8 protein-coding genes and 1 pseudogene are annotated in these 15885 nt (G+C 46.0%); 2 read left to right on the forward strand and 7 right to left on the reverse strand.

Annotated features, from left to right (window positions below; all coding sequences use genetic code 11):
• Positions 1–19 precede the first annotated feature (19 nt).
• The 5 genes and pseudogenes from AAFP11_RS04805 to AAFP11_RS04825 form a co-directional block, all read right to left on the reverse strand.
• Positions 20–2071 carry a nitrate ABC transporter ATP-binding protein gene (locus AAFP11_RS04805; RefSeq protein ID WP_341735989.1) on the reverse strand — a complete coding sequence of 684 codons (2052 nt, stop codon included), beginning with the start codon at positions 2069–2071 and terminating at the stop codon, positions 20–22.
• Positions 2072–2251: 180 nt separating this feature from the next.
• Positions 2252–3121, reverse strand: a complete 870-nt coding sequence (gene ntrB, locus AAFP11_RS04810; protein WP_341735990.1) for a nitrate ABC transporter permease — start codon at positions 3119–3121, stop codon at positions 2252–2254.
• Between the two features lie 153 nt (positions 3122–3274).
• Positions 3275–4603, reverse strand: a complete 1329-nt coding sequence (locus AAFP11_RS04815) for a CmpA/NrtA family ABC transporter substrate-binding protein (RefSeq protein ID WP_341735991.1) — start codon at positions 4601–4603, stop codon at positions 3275–3277.
• A 186-nt stretch (positions 4604–4789) separates the two neighbouring features.
• Positions 4790–5161 carry a 2Fe-2S iron-sulfur cluster-binding protein gene (locus tag AAFP11_RS04820; protein WP_341735997.1) on the reverse strand — a complete coding sequence of 124 codons (372 nt, stop codon included), beginning with the start codon at positions 5159–5161 and terminating at the stop codon, positions 4790–4792.
• Positions 5135–6664 (reverse strand): annotated as a pseudogene (locus AAFP11_RS04825) (ferredoxin--nitrite reductase); the annotation flags it as partial. The gene AAFP11_RS04820 and the pseudogene AAFP11_RS04825, both read right to left, overlap by 27 nt.
• Positions 6665–7250: 586 nt before the next feature.
• Here AAFP11_RS04825 and AAFP11_RS04830 point away from each other — a divergent pair.
• Together AAFP11_RS04830 and AAFP11_RS04835 are read left to right on the forward strand one after the other, a co-directional pair.
• Positions 7251–7466, forward strand: coding sequence for a hypothetical protein (locus AAFP11_RS04830; RefSeq protein WP_341730798.1), 216 nt, complete (start codon positions 7251–7253; stop codon positions 7464–7466).
• Positions 7467–7789: 323 nt separating this feature from the next.
• A complete protein-coding gene (locus tag AAFP11_RS04835) occupies positions 7790–8677 on the forward strand; it encodes a PEP-CTERM sorting domain-containing protein (RefSeq protein WP_341735992.1) in 888 nt (295 codons plus the stop codon).
• Between the two features lie 64 nt (positions 8678–8741).
• Here AAFP11_RS04835 and AAFP11_RS04840 read toward each other — a convergent pair whose 3' ends face one another.
• The gene (locus tag AAFP11_RS04840; protein WP_341735993.1) at positions 8742–10820 is read right to left on the reverse strand and encodes an SBBP repeat-containing protein; all 2079 of its coding nucleotides are present in this window, start codon (positions 10818–10820) and stop codon (positions 8742–8744) included.
• Between the two features lie 189 nt (positions 10821–11009).
• On the reverse strand, positions 11010–15885 hold a 4876-nt coding region (locus tag AAFP11_RS04845), incomplete at its 5' end, for a S8 family serine peptidase (protein WP_341735994.1).

Consider the following 15885-nt stretch of genomic DNA (forward strand, 5'->3'; position numbering starts at 1 on the left):
CTGACTACTGACTTCCTGATTATGCGACAGGCAGTTTGATTGAACACTGACTGCCTACGGGTTCAATTAAGATTTCTTCAATGCGGACGTTACGCTTGATTTTGACGTTTTCTAGATACTCGATCGGGTCGTCTAGATTAAAGACACTACCATCAAATAGTTCAATGCTACGACGATCGCGACCGACATCTGGCAAACCTAATTCTCTGACTGCTTGACCAAACACATCCGGGCGCAAAACTCGATCGACTACTTCCACCCAGTTTTTCGGGAATGGAATCATGCCCCACCTGGCCATTTGCGCCGTCACCCAGAGCATTTCCAGGCGATCGGGAAAATTGGTTTTGTCAACGTAGAACTGATTGAAGTTGTAAACCATTTCCGGTTTGGTCGTCGTACCGTTATTGTAAGGGTCGAGGAAGCCCGGACGCACATCTTTGGGGTCAGCACCGATATATTGTTCTTGGCAAATCAATTCTAAGATTTCTTGGCGGTTGCGGCGATCGTCGCAGTAGTCGCAGGCTTCCAAAAGGGCTTTGACGAGGGCGACGTGAGTTTGCGGATATTTCTGAGCCCAATCTTCGCGAACACCCAGGACTTTTTCGATGTGTCCAGGCATAATATCCAAGGAACGGGCGATGACAAAACCTGTACCGTCGTTGACTGCACGGGAGTTCCAGGGGTCTCCTGAACAATAACCGTCGATGTTGCCTGCTTTTAAATTGGCTACCATCTGTGGGGGCGGAATCACGGTTAAGGCGACATCAACGTCGGGGTCAATGCCCCCAGCGGCCAGCCAGTAACGGAACAGCAGATTGTGCATCGAGGCGGGGTGTACCATGCCCAAGGTGTGAGCTTTATCGGGGGTACTGTCGATCGCGGCTTTCAAATCTTCCAAGGTCCGAATGCCTTGATTGTAAAGGTGTTTGCCTAGGACGATGGCATTGCCGTTGCGGGACAAGGTTAAGGCGCTACAGACGGGGACTGGCATTTCGCCGTCTAAGCCTAGCAGCATGGCGATCGGCATTCCTGCCACCATTTGGGCCGCGTCTAGGCGTCCTTGGGCGACTCCTTTAGCGATTTCTTTCCAGCTAGGTTCCCGCACGAGGGTGACTTCTTCCAAACCGTGGGCTTTGAAGAATCCTTTTTCTTTGGCTACTACTAAGGGGGCGCAGTCGGTGAGGGGAATAAAGCCGATATCGAGGTTGACTTTTTCCAAGCCGTTGCGGGACACAACTACCGCTGGGGATTGTTGTTGTGCTGATTTTTGTTGGGCTGCGCGACGCTGTTTGACTCGTTTTTGTTGGTTGAGGAAGTAAACCATTTCGCCACGCAGGGCGTAGTAACTGGGGTGGTTGACTACTTCCATACGCTTGCGGGGGCGGGGGATGTTGACTTCGAGGATTTGCCCGATTTGCGCTTCGGGCCCGTTGGTTAGCATCACGATGCGATCGCTCAGCAGCAAGGCCTCGTCAACGTCGTGCGTTACCATGACCCCAGTTACTTTACTTTCTTCGCAAATTTTCATCAACTGGTCTTGCAAACCGCCACGAGTTAAAGCATCCAATGCGCCGAAGGGTTCGTCTAGCAACAGCAATTTGGGGCGGATCGCGAGGGCGCGGCCGATCGCCACTCGTTGTTTCATCCCCCCAGAAATTTCACTTGGACGTTTGTGGGCGGCGTGTCGCAGTCCGACTAAGGCGATGTGGTGTTCGATAATTAAATCTCGGTCTTCTTTAGAGATATCTCTATAGATTTCATCCACGGCTAGAGCAATATTTTCGCGGACTGTCAGCCAAGGTAGCAGGGAGTAGTTTTGAAACACTACCATGCGATCGGGGCCAGGCTCGCGGACTTCGCGGCCTTCTAGAGTAATCCCGCCCTGACTTGCTTGATCCAGTCCAGCGATGATATTTAACAGTGTCGATTTACCACAACCGGAGTGTCCGATCAAGGAGATAAATTCTCCTTTTTTAATTTTTAGTTCAATGTTTTTGAGCGCAATATATTGCTCACCATTGGGTAAGTTAAATACGCGGTCTACGTGGTCTACTTCAACAAATACTGACATGATTTTTTTAGGGTAATTTTTACAGAGCAGATGCTAATTATTAATTGTTATTTGGTAATAGCTAATTGGTAATAGCTAATTGGTAATTGGGCATTGGGAATTAATTTACAACTAATTTTTGGCAGTTTTTAGTTTGCAACCATTCCCCATTCCCCATTCCCCATTCCCCATTCCCAAATTCTATTTCTGTTCTTCAGGAACAACTTTGGAGGCGATGAAACCGACAATTCTGTCTAGAATCAAACCGACAATTCCCACATAAAGCACAGCCAGAATCACCGCGCTGAGTCTAGAACTGTTGTAAGCATCCCAGATGAAGAACCCGATGCCAACGCCGCCGACTAACATTTCCGCAGCTACAATCGCCAGCCAAGACAAACCAATACCGATTCTCAAGCCAGTGAAGATGTAAGGAACTGAAGAGGGAAGCAAGATTTTCCAGAAGTATTTTTTGTTAGGCAAACGCAACACGCGGGCGACGTTTCTGTAGTCTTGGGGGATTTGTTGAACCCCTACGGTAGTGTTAATTAAAATCGGCCAAATTGCTGTAATTAAAATTACGAAAAGCGCTGAAACTTCGTTGGCTTTCATCCCAATGACTTCAAAGGGATTGAACTGTTGAAATACTGCCAGGGCGATCGGCAGCCAAGCCAGGGGCGGGATGGTTCTGAATACTTGAAACAGCGGGTCTAAGGCATCGAACATGAGGGAGTTTGTGCCGATGAGGATTCCTAAACCAATGCCGAGCACTGCTGCTAAAGTAAAGCCGATCGCCACCCGTTGCAAGCTGGCTGCAAGTTGCCAAAATAAGCCTTTGTCTGTGCCACCGTTGTCGAAGAAAGGATTGATAATCAAATTCCAGCTTTCTTGGACGGCTTTGATCGGGCCTGGTAACGACGATGAGGCATCGTGACAGAGAATTTGCCAAACTATGAGCAGAACTGCGATCGCCACTAGGGGACGGATAATTTTTTTGCGATTTTTCTGAACTTGATTCAGAATGAAATCTACAGGATTTTTGCTCTTAGAAACAGAGAGATTTGTTGCCATTTTTCTGTTTGGATTATAGTGAATAATCGATTATTTGTAGATGCTTTGAAATCTAAACCGTGGGAGCTGTTGGCGGTGGAGTTGGGAAACCCAACTCCACTCAATTCAAGAATTGGCTAACAATCTACAGTCCACTTGTCAACTGTGCGCTAATTATGCCTTCTTGATTACCAGAGCCTTCAAATATTCTTCGGGCTTATCTGGGTCAAATTTCACGCCATCAAAGAAGGTTTCCACACCGCGAGAAGTGGTAGCGGGAATTTGAGCTGCGGGAACACCAATTGCTGTCGCCGCTGCTTTCCAAATATCCTCGCGGTTAACTTTATCAACCGTTGCTTTGATGTCGGTATTTGCCGGCATATAACCCCAGCGAATATTTTCGGTAATGAACCAAGCATCGTGACTCTTGTAGGGATAGGAAGCATTGTCAGCCCAGAATTTCATGGCTAAGGTGCTGGCTGGTTCAACGCGACCGGTACCGTAATCGATTTGACCTTTGGCGCGACCGATAATGTCTGCAACTGGCACTTTCAACCACTTATCTTGGGAAATGATTTGACACATTTCGTCTTTATTTTCAGGCTTGTCGCACCACTGTTGAGCTTCCAAGACAGCCATGGTAATTGCTTTAGCAGCTTTCGGATTTTTAGTCACCCAATCTGCTCTTAAAGCTAAACATTTTTCGGGATGGTCTTTCCAAAGTTCTCCGGTGACTAAAGCAGTGTATCCGACCTTTTGAGCAACTAGCTGAGCATTCCAAGGTTCGCCTACACAAAAGGCTTCCATGCTGCCGGATTTCATGTTAGCTACCATTTGGGGTGGCGGAACTGGAATCACGGAAACCTCTGTATCTGGATTGATACCACCGGCTGCTAGCCAATAACGCATCCACAAGTCGTGGGTGCCGCCGGGAAAGGTAATAGCAACTTTTTGATTAGCGAGAGCCGTTTTGAGGGCTTTGCTGTCAGTACCTACTTTTAAATCTAGGTATTTTTTGCTGATGGAAATTGCCTGACCATTAGTATTTAACCGTGCCACAATGTTCATCGGCACTGGTTGATTACCTTTGGTAATAGTGCCCAAGGTCATCTGGTAAGGCATGGGGGATAAAATGTGGGCACCGTCGATACCGCCTTTGTCAGAACCCAGTTCTAAGTTGTCGCGTGTAACTGGCCAAGATGCTTGTTTGGCAACTTGCACGTCTTTCATGCCGTACTTGGCAAATAAGCCTTTTTCTTGGGCAATAATTAAGGGTGCTGAATCAGTTAGAGCAATGAATCCGAGTTTTGCTGCCGTAACTTCCGGGGCGTCGGCGGGGTTGATGCTGACTGCTGGGCTGGGAGTGCCAGAGGAAGCGCTGGGGGTGGGACTGCCAGTGCTATTGCTGGTGCTGGAACCGGAACTGCAACCGTGGGCTAGGAGAGTGCCGGCTGCTGTTGCTCCGGCGGTGATGATGAATTTTCTTCTAGAAAGGTTGCTCATGTGTCTTGAATTTTTGGTGTACTTTGAGATTATGTGAGATAAAGGTGTGAGATTTTGTGCGAACTAGGTGCTTGGGAAAGCAAAAATCTAGGTTTGAGATTGCTTGACTTTGTTGGCACAGAATCCAATCATTTCCTTTGCAGTGACATCATACTATTTGATAGTCTTGAATATCACATTGTGAGATCAGGCATCGATGGTCACTTTGCCGATCGCCCGCGCGCTACAGGTTAAAATGAACCCTGGTTCTATGTCACTGAGCGCGTCAAGTTCCCCATCGTAGGCGATATCGCCTTTTAGGAGTTTCTGCTTACAAGTGCCACAACTGCCTGAGCGGCAACTGCTATCGAGTTGGACTCCTGCACCTTCGGCAACATCGAGGATGAACTCATCTTCGCTGCAAGCAACTTCTTTGCCCGATCGAGCGAAAATGACAGTAGATGTCTGAGGTTTCGCTTCGGGAACCGTTGTTTCCCCCTCGTCAACCGTCAATAGCAATTGTCGGTTGAGAGAAGCTACTTCCCCAGATGCCTTGGGAACCGCCCCGAACTTATCCACTAAAATTTGCATCAGCACAGGTTTGAGGTCTTCGCAGGGAATACTTTTTTGGACACAGCTACCCAAATGAGCATCTTTGCCGACAGTACCTCCCATATAAATGTCAACACCTTCGAGGGTTTTGCCATTCTTGCGAACCTTTGTCCCCATCAGACCGATGTCTGCTACTTGGGGTTGACCGCAGGAATTGGGACAACCAGTCCAGTGAATTCTCACTGGTTTGGGTACTGAGAGTTCGGCTTCCAGTTCCCGAATCATCCCCACCGCACGGCTTTTGGTTTCGATGAGGGCGAAGTTACAAAACTTGGCACCGGTGCAGGAAACCAAGGCTCGCGTTAGGGGTGCGGGGTCGATGGAAAAACGCTCTAGCAGCGGTTCTTTAACCAAGGATTCAATCCGCGATTCAGGAACGTTGGGAATAATCACGTTTTCTTCGACGGTGAGTCTGAGTTCCCCACTGCCGTAGACGTCGGCAATTCTGGCTAAGTCGAATAAATCCGCTGCTGCAAGTCGGCCGACGGGAACGTGCAAACCTACATACTTTAAACCTGATTGTTTTTGGTCGTAAATGCCGATGTGATCGCGTTTGTCCCAGATGATTTCATCTTTGGCCGCAGCAGGAAGCAAAGTACGGCCTAATTCCTGTTCTACTTGGGCTCGGAATTGTTCGATGCCCAACTCGTCAATCAGCCACATGAGGCGGGACTTTTGGCGATTGGCTCTGGGCCCGCGATCGCGGTACACACTTAATATAGCTTTGCACAAATCTACAACGTCGCTAGGACTTGCCCAGGCGTTGAGGGGAATGGCTGCTTCGCAGCGTTTGGCGGAGAAGAAACCCCCGACTAAAACATTGAAACCGATGTTGCCGTCTTGATAAGCGGGGACAAAGGCGATGTCGTTAATTTCAGCGTGGACTGAGTTGTCACGACAGCCGGCGATCGCAATATTAAATTTTCTCGGTAAATTGGAAAACTGGGGATTACCTTCACCACAATTGGTAATCATGTCTTGAACTTGATAAGCCAGTTCCCGCGTATCTATCAGTTCGTCTGCGTCTAAGCCCGCTACTGGCGAACCTGTAATATTTCGCACATTATCCATGCCAGACTGGACGCTGGTCAGGCCAACTTCTTTGAGGCGGTGGAAGATATCTGGCAAGTCTTCGATCAGAATGCCACGTAGTTGCAGGTTTTGTCTGGTAGTGATGTCAGCGCTGCCTTCATCTCCGTAGCGTTGTACAATTTCTGCCATGGTTCTGGTTTGACTGCTGGTGATGATGCCATTGGGTAAGCGCAGTCGCATCATGAATTTTCCGGGCGTGACCGGCCGAAAGAAGATACCTAGCCATTTCAGGCGATGCTCGCGGTCTGTTGCGTCCATTGCTTCCCAGCCGATTTTAGCGAAGTCTTCCAGTTCCGCTTTGAGCGCTAAGCCGTCTTTTTCGGCTTTGAGTTTTTCAAATTTGTTTAAGCTGGCTTTGGGTTCTACGGTTTGGGTCATGGGTTTACCCTCGCGGCTGGTTTGTTGGGGGAGCTATTGACTTGGGGCATAAAGTGTGATTTTTCGCTAACCTTAGTGAGTTTACTGATTTAAAACTGTATATCTAGTTACTCGATCGCATTTCTTGTAAGCATCGCTGGCTATCTGTGAATTAGATTTTTACTTGGTGCTGCTGAGACAGCCACGGAACTACTTTGGTAATAGTTGCTACGGATGGTTCGGTCGATCGCTGCCTTTCTCTGCACCTTGGTTGTGAACTAATGTAAAGCCCTTAACCGTAAATATTCGTAGCTATTTTTACAAAAAATAGAGTTTTATGAAATTTTCGCGTATTTGCAATGCGTTTTTTGCATGAGTGGGTAAAAATGCCCAGGGAGTTCAAAAAAATTAATAAATCTTTAGATTGGCGTGCACAAAAATATTTTTGTGACATGGATCGTAGTCTCTGGGTTCTCACCATCACACAATTAGAGTGCCTAATGTCACCTACTTTGTATCAAAATATCACCAGATATACGATGTCGGCATCACGAGGGATTTTGGGAGAACCAGGGATGATATATATGTAGAGTTCAATCAACACCTCATGTTTTTCATTCAACTGATTCCCGGCGCTATTTCAGAAATACTTGCTTCTGTGAGTGATACTGGCACTTTGACCATAGCCGATCGCTATGGCTTAATGGCCGCGGTTTTGGACGAATCTCTCGAAGACGAAGACAGAAACTCCCTGAACCGTTTGCTGCGTTCTGTGCTCAAGGGGCGAGTCAAGATCGTTAACGAACTGTCGGCGATTATTTAGAACACTTGCTTATATCTTGTCTAGCAAATAACAAAATTACTGAAATATATTTGTTAAAATTTATACTTGTCACCTAGAAAATATACAAATAAATTTTGGTTTGAGCGCTGTCATATCTTTACCAAAACTTTAAATAAAATGACGATAATCCATGATTTAATTTAAATAATTCGTAGAAGAGTTGACTTTCTAATTTTAAGATAAAATTTTAATATAATAATTTTATGAACAATACTAACTAATAGGTAATTGTCGGATTGGTAATTTTATAGATAGTTAGCTACAGACTATTATCTTCCCACTCATTCCCCAGGAAACATTTAATGAATACAAGTTCTAAAACTTTGAAGCGATGGGTTTACTCAGGCGCTATGTTATTATGTGCAACTGTCGCAGCACAACAACCAAAAGCCGCCGCAGCCACCCTCTCTAATAGCTGGAATTATGCGATCGACTCCTTCAATGATGGTGTGACCGGCCTTCAAATTGGTGGTGGCGAATTTGAATTTTATGGCATCGCCGTCAAAGAAACATCAGATACCGCATTCATTGCCATCAACTCCAATCTCAGCTTAGCAGGATATGCTAACAGCGGTGTCCAAAGAGGCAATATCAATTACGGCGATTTATTTTTCAACTTTTCCGGTCAAGATTTTAACACAGCTAACGCAAAGGGCAACTTATTTGGTATCCGTTTTGCAGAAGGAAACGACTCCGGTGTAGCTACCACAGGGGTTTACAGCAAAGTTACTGCTAAAAGCGTTACTCAAACCAACTCTGGTTTTGCCAATTTAACTTTATTCAACGATCGCGTGAAGTCAGCAGGTGGAACACCATCAATGGGCGATTTATCGGCCACAGACCCATATTTTGAGCAAACAGGTAACTGGACAGTTATGAACTCAATTGATTCGGGTACAAAAGTCGGAGAAATAAATTTTCTCACCCCAGAAACTTTGAGTGTCCTGGGTTTGAATTTTGCTCAGTTTAATGCCCAAGGTTCTCAAACTATTGGATTTAGTTTTAATAAATCCTCCATGCCTTCTGGGAGTTATATTGCTAATTTGTTTGCGGAATGTGCTAATGATGCGATCGCCATTAAAAGCTCTTTTACCAAAGAAGCTTCTGAACCCGTACCAGAACCTTCTACTATGTTCGGTACTTTAGCAGGATTGGGGATTCTAGCAGCCAAACGCAAATTGAAGCGCTAGATTAGCTGCAATTAGAAGCTAGAACGCCGACTTGTTGAATAAGTCGGGGTTCTAACATAATGCTCTAACCTAGATTGAAATCCGCAGCATTAATCAGGCTAGCAGTCACCCCATTTAGAGAAGCTAAAATCTCTCCGGTTGCTGATAAACGGATGAAAGTTGCATTGTTTTCTTGAGTAATAGAAAGTTGGAAAAAATTCAAGCCATTGTTGAGAGAAAGCGAATCTTTTACATATTCAAAATCGGTAATAGTATCAGCCCCAGAATTGGCGGAAAGCAGGAATCGATCGCTCCCATTTCCCCCTGTCAAAGTATCATCTCCCAAACCGCCCATCAAAACATCATCACCCTTACCTCCCAGCAGAATATCATTGCCATCGCCGCCGTTCAAAATGTCAGAACCCCGATCGCCCATCAAAACATCCTCACCATTACCTCCAAGCAAAGTATCATTGCCCTTACCGCCGTAGAGAGTGTCATTCCCTTCGCCGCCAACGAGACTATCAGAACCCCGATCGCCCATCAAAACATCATCACCATTACCTCCAAGCAAAGTATCATTACCCTTGCCACCATAGAGAGTGTCATCCTTTTGGCTACCATCGAGAAAATCATTTCCTAAATCGCCGTACATCCGATCGCTGCCATCAAAGCCGATGATGGTATCATTTCCCTGTTTACCGCTGATGGTATCGTTGCTGCGATTTCCTGCCAGGAAATCGTCACCATCAGTACCGATAATTGGTGTCGGCGTAACTTCCTCTGTACTCGTGCTGGATTTAGCAAGCCAAATATCATTACCGCCGGCATTGGGACCTCCGAAAGCGCCCTTAGTTCCTCCAGTCAAATAGACATTGCCGGCGCGATCGAGTTCTAAGTTAAACGTCTCGCCAGATTCCTCAGTTCCGAATTGCCGGAACCACAACCGATCGCCATTACTGTCATACTTAGTTGCCCAAATATCTGTACTGCCTGTATAGGGACCTGCCAAAGCATCGTTGGTTTTTCCCGTCAGGTAGAGATTGCCAGCACTATCTACTACTAAGTCTGAGGGAGAATCATTTTCACGACTGCCGAATTGCTGGAGCCACAATCGATCGCCATTGCTGTTGTACTTAGCTGCCCAAATATCTAGATTGCCTGCATTAGGACTTCCCAAATCACCCTTGGTTATCCCCGTCAGGTAGAGATTACCAGCACTATCCACTACTAACTCTGAGGGATAATCATCTTCACGACTCCCAAATTGCTGGACCCACAATCGCTCGCCATTGCTGTCGTACTTAGCTGTCCAAATATCTAGATTGCTGGCATTGGTGTCTGCCAAAGCGCCACTGACTGCTCCCATCAAGTAGAGATTGTTAGCGCTATCGAGTGCTAAGTCTGAGAGCCCTTGTACTGCCGTCCCGAATTGCTGGAACCACAACTGATTGCCATTGCTGTCGTACTTAGTCGCCCAAGTGTTACCATCAGCCGGTGGCGGTAGACTGAAGTTTACATATCTATTAAAGTTTTTCCCCACCACGTAGAGATTGCCGCTGCTGTCCACCTTAATGCCATAGGGGTATGTTCCTGCTATGCCAATGGGGAATTTGTCGTCGCTGCCAGACTCGACTTTCTTCAACCACAACTGGTTGCCACTGCCGTCATACTTAGCGATCCAAGTCCTTCTGAGGCCTGGGGTTCGACTTATACCTGAAAATCCTTCTGTTCCCGTCAGGTAGACATTGCCAGCATCATCCACCGCTATATCAGATGGATACTCATCATATTTTGTGAAGTTGAACTCCTGGAGCCACAACTGGTTGCCGGTGCTGTCATACTTAGCTACCCAAGCGTCCTTTTGCTCAAAAAGCTTGGTAGTATTGGTTGTTCCTGCGACGTAAACATTGCCTGCACTATCTACTGTCACTTTGCTCGAAGATCGATTCGTTAATTGCTTGACCGACCACAACTGATTGCCACCGGCATCATATTTGGTTATCCAGCTATTGCTACTTGGATTTGTGCCACCTAAAATGCCGTAGGCCTCTCCTATCAGATAGAGATTGCCTGCACTGTCAAATGCTGTGTCTCCGAGGTAATCCCCACCGGGTGTGCCGAATTGTTTGAGCCATTCAAAGTTAGATGTTAATTGTGTCATAGTTGGTGTGGTTTCAGGGATTGTACTTGCAACAGCCGGGTAATGGGTAATACTAATGCGGGTTAGATATCCCCTCGATCAACTCAGAGGAGGAGAGGGAGGGAGGAGAGGTAATAGGTAATTGGCGATCGATTGCATATCACATGACGCATTACCTATTACCAGACATTATATTGAGCTTACCAGACATTAGATTGAGCCAAAATTTGCGACACCGATCGCACTTGCCGTCACCCCATTCAAAGATGCTAAAATTTCACCAGTTGCAGACAAGCGGATTAATGTTGAACTATTTTCTTGAGTAATTGAAAGTTGGGAGAAAGTCAGCCCGCTACCCAAAACTAACAAGTCTTTACCAACTTCAAAGTCAGTAATATTATCAGTACCGGAATTGGTGGAAAGCAAGAATTTATCATTGCCAGCACCTCCCGTCAAACTATCACTGCCCAAACCACCAAACAACACATCATCACCCTTACCTCCGAGCAAAATATCATCGCCATCACCGCCATTCAAGCTATCAGCACCGCGACCACCAAACAACGCATCATCACCGCTACCTCCGAGCAAAATATCGCTATCTTTGCCGCCGAAAAGACTATCATTCCCCGCGCCACCATCGAGAGAATCATTGCCCCTCATGCCCATCAACAAATTATTCGCGCTGTCGCCAGTCAGGATATCGTCGCTATCTGTGCCGAGAATGCGATCGGGAGAATTGCTGCCCAAATCTGCGTCGCCACTGACAACAGGAGTCGCAATCCCAACAGGTAATGTTACGGCTTGAATTTTGCTATCTAATGCAGCACCAGTATTGTCAGTAACGAGTTGGGAAATTGTCTTATTGCCCGCGCCAACTGCTTTGAAATCTTGAGTAGTTGCGCCCAAAGCTACTTGTTGAACACGGGCAACTGCTTGAGTAATTGGAGTGGCTGTGCTGGAAACAGCCGAATCAATGCGTTGATTTGCTGTTGCCATTACTGTCGCAGCTTGCGAGGTAATAGAGTTGACTTTTTGACTGTCTAAAGTGGAGTCAATCTGCTTGATTTTAGTGGCTGCTTGCTGAATTATTGGTTCTAAAACTGCTGCATTGCTTAGATTTAAAACAGTACCAGATTGAATTGGAGTTGTAATTGAACTGACAACAGCCTTGACAATATCCTTGGTAGCTGCACTAGAACCACCATCAATCAAAGCGCTAGTTTGAGTGATGAAGTTTTGGACTTTCACCATTTCTGCTAAGACTTGGACGCCGCCCGGTTGCTTGTTGTTGGTGGCGTCGATCGGGTCAAAGCTTGTCAAGTCAACGTCAGCGGGAATGGCAAGAGCAGATTTGACCTGAGATTGTGCTATTTCCGGTGCAATTCCTTTGTCAATCAAGTCGGCGACTAAGCTGGTTAAGAGGGTGACAACACTGGCATCAGCAGGTGCTGTGACTGGTGTTTCTAGTGGCAAACCAGTAGCGGTGTCAGTGCCTCCAAAAGCAACTAAATTGCCTTCTGATGGGTCAATTTCCCCATTCTGATTTTTGTCGAAAATCTCGAAAGCAATATCAAGATTATATTCACCATTAGAGTCAGTAGTAGTTGATGGTTCCCCGGCATCGAGGACACCATTCTTGTTAGCATCGAAGAACAAAGTCGCACCCGCAATGTATCCGTCAATCACCACACCTCGACTGCTAAGTGTCAGGTTAATCACATCGCTCGCGCTGCCACCTACCGTATCCACTGCTGTTAATTTAATTGCCAAATTTTGCAGCCCTGGAGTTGTACCATTAAAGGTGCGAGTAGTGGGGTTGAATCTCAACCAAGAAGGTAAGGGTTGACCGTTGTTGAGGGTTGCTGAGTAGGTGAGGGTATCTCCCGGATCGGGATCGGTAAAAGTGTTCCAAGGAAAAGTGTAATTGAATGTCGATGAGTTGCTGACATTTAGATAGTTATAGTGCCACGGAGTTGTTGTAGGGCCGTAGTTTAATACTGGTGGGCGGTTGAGAGCTCTGCGAATATTTAAACGCCCTCCACTAACCGTTTTTCCATTCAGAGAAGTAAGCGGGTCTGTAGTCTTCATTAAGATATCTTTTAGCTGTGTAACACTCAAACTGGGGTTTTGAGCTAAAAGTAGGGCTGCCGCTCCCGCTACGTGGGGAGCAGCCATTGAAGTTCCACTTTTGAAACCGTACTGATTCCCTGGAATCGTACTGAGAATACTCTGTCCTGGAGCCCCTAAATCTACTGAATTGTTTCCATAGTTGGAGAAGAAAGCTACTAGGTCACTGTCAGTTGTAGCTGCTACCGCAATGATATTAGGGAGATCGTAATTGGAAGGGTAGTGTGCGACAGTATCATTGTTTTTAGCATCATTACCTGCTGCTGCTACGAACAAAACACCCTTTTTATTAGCATCGGCGATCGCATCTTTTTCAGCTTGGGAGAAAGAAGGACCCCCATAACTAGCGTTAATCACTTTTGCACCCTTTTGGGTGGCATAATTAATAGCTTTTACGAGGGCGTCGGTTGAAGCAAGCAATTTGCCATCAGGGTATATTTTAAAAACCATTAAAGGCATGATGCTAACATTTTGACTCACGCCTACAACGCCAATGTTGTTATTGCCAACTGCCCCAATAGTACCCGCAACATGAGTTCCGTGACTGGCGATATCTGTGGGATTGTTATTATTATTGATGAAATTGTAGCCGCGCACGTCATCTATGTAGCCGTTACGGTCGTTGTCAATGCCATCACCTGCTATTTCCCCTGTATTTCTCCAGATATTAGCAGCAAGGTCCTGGTGGTTGTAGTCCACACCCGTATCAACTACTGCAACTACCACATTTTTGCTGCCTTTTTGAATATCCCATGCTTCTGGTGCATCAATATCAGCATCGAATCTTCCACCAGTTTGTCCGGTATTATTCAAACCCCAAAGTTCATTAAGTCGCGGATCGCTTGGCGTATCCAGAATCGATACATTGTTGAAAAGCTGGCTGAAGTTAAAGTTATTTGAAAACTGGTCGATCGATACTGTGTAATTAAGTTCAACCGCTGCTACTCTGGGATCTCGAGCTAAATTTTCTTTAACCTGTTGCAAGTCTGCGTTGGCTGCTATTTTCACCAATCGCCATTGCGGTAATTGCTCTTGTGTCGAGTCCACATTTAGGTTGGGAAGCGTAAAATTTCCAAATTGGAATGCACTCCGGGAGAAAAATGTACCACTTGAAAATGCAGAATTAATGGCATTTGACGGAGGACTTGGAGGCACGAGGTTTTCGACTTCGATCGCACCGTTAGCTTCAAATAAATCGCTTTGAATTGTAGCTTCGCTCGCTTGAGGCCTTAACTTAACTAAAAGCTCACCTTTTTCGTATTCCTGACCGGTTACAGGGTCAACGGCTAACGTGCTGCTGCTAGTATTATTATCGCTATTGGTGACAGCAACATCCGGTGCATTTAACCCAGAGTATTTGCTATCCGTACTAACAGCAGGGGCAGTAACAATGGTATAAGTTTTATCGCCATCAACAATATTATCTTCAACACCTGTAACTGTTACTGTTTGCGGTGAATTCCAGTTAGCTGAATTGAAGGTAAGAGATACCGGGGAAACTATTCCCTCTGCTGTATTGGAACTTGCTAAATCTATCTTGACATCAGCATTAGGCTGACTGTTGAGTTTGACTTCAAATGTTGCTGTTTTACCTGCTTCTGTGGTGGTTAATCCACTTGCAGGATTAACAGTAATTCCAGCCGGTGTTGGCGCTGGTGTTGGTGTTGGAGGTGTTGGTGTTATTATTGGTGTGGGTGTTGGAGATTTTGGTATTGGAAATATTGGTATGGGAGTTGGTATTAAAGTTGTTATTGGAGTTATTATCGAAGTTGTTGGTGCTGGTGTGGGGAATATTGGTATTGGTGTTGGTATTGGTGTTGGTATTGGTGTTGGAGGTTTTGGTATTGGTGTTGGTATTGGAGTTGTTATTGGAATTATTGGTGTTGGGGTAGGATTTATTGGTGTTGGAGATATTGGCGCAGTGTCGTTATCAGTAATGGCGACATTAACGGGCAAAATTGTGATGCTGTTATAGTTAGTATCGGTACTGGTAGAAGAATGGGCGATCGCCCCTGCATGATTTCCTTCCACAACCGTATCGTCTGTAGCCGTTACTGTGACTGGTTTCGCCACATTCCAGTTAGTAGCGTCGAAAGTAACAGAGGCGATCGCATTAATTTGATTTCCCGTATCAAAACTGATAGTAACTGGTGCCGTTGGCTGCGAAGTTAGTTTGATGGTGTAACTGCCTGTTGCACCGCCTTCTGTAGCTGTTATACTCGCAGGTGAAATACTCGCGCCTGCGGTATCGTTGTCAGTAATCGTGGCATTCACGGGAGAAATCGTCAGGTTATTATACTTGGTATCGGTGCTGACAGATTTGTGAGCGATCGTGCCGCTGCGCGTGCCTTGCGCTATGCTGTCATCGATCGCCTTTACAGTGACATTTTGAGCAACATTCCAATTATTCGGCGTGAAAGTCAGAGGTGCGATCGCACTTATTTGACTCCCAGTTTCAAAGTTAATCGTAACGTTTGCAGCAGGCGCGCTAGTCAAAACTACGCCGTAGGTATCCGTTGCGCCGCCTTCAGCAATATTTGTGCCGCCTCCTGATTGGACAATAGAAACACCGGGACTATCGTTATCAGTAATCGATACTGTCACATTGGGAATGACTTTCGCGTTATAATTTGTATCGATACTCGTAGCTGTGTGAGCGATCGTGCCGCTGTGGGTTCCTTGTGCTACATTGTCGTCGATCGCACTGACAGTGACAGTTTTTTCCACATTCCAGTTAGTGCTGTCAAAAGTAATCGGTGTGGCGATCGGATTAAGTTGATTTCCAGTATTAAAACTAATACTAACTGGTGCAGTCGGTTGCGAAGTTAGCTTGATTTTGTAACTGCCAGTTGCACCGCCTTCCGTAGCAGTTATGTTTGTAGGTGTGACGCTGAAATCTGCCGTGTCGTTATCAGTAATGGCGACACTGACACCCGGAATTGTGATGCCGTTATAA

Origin of the sequence: Microcoleus sp. CAWBG640, from assembly GCF_020883015.1 — a bacterium.
In the GTDB taxonomy this organism is placed as follows: domain Bacteria; phylum Cyanobacteriota; class Cyanobacteriia; order Cyanobacteriales; family Microcoleaceae; genus Microcoleus; species Microcoleus anatoxicus.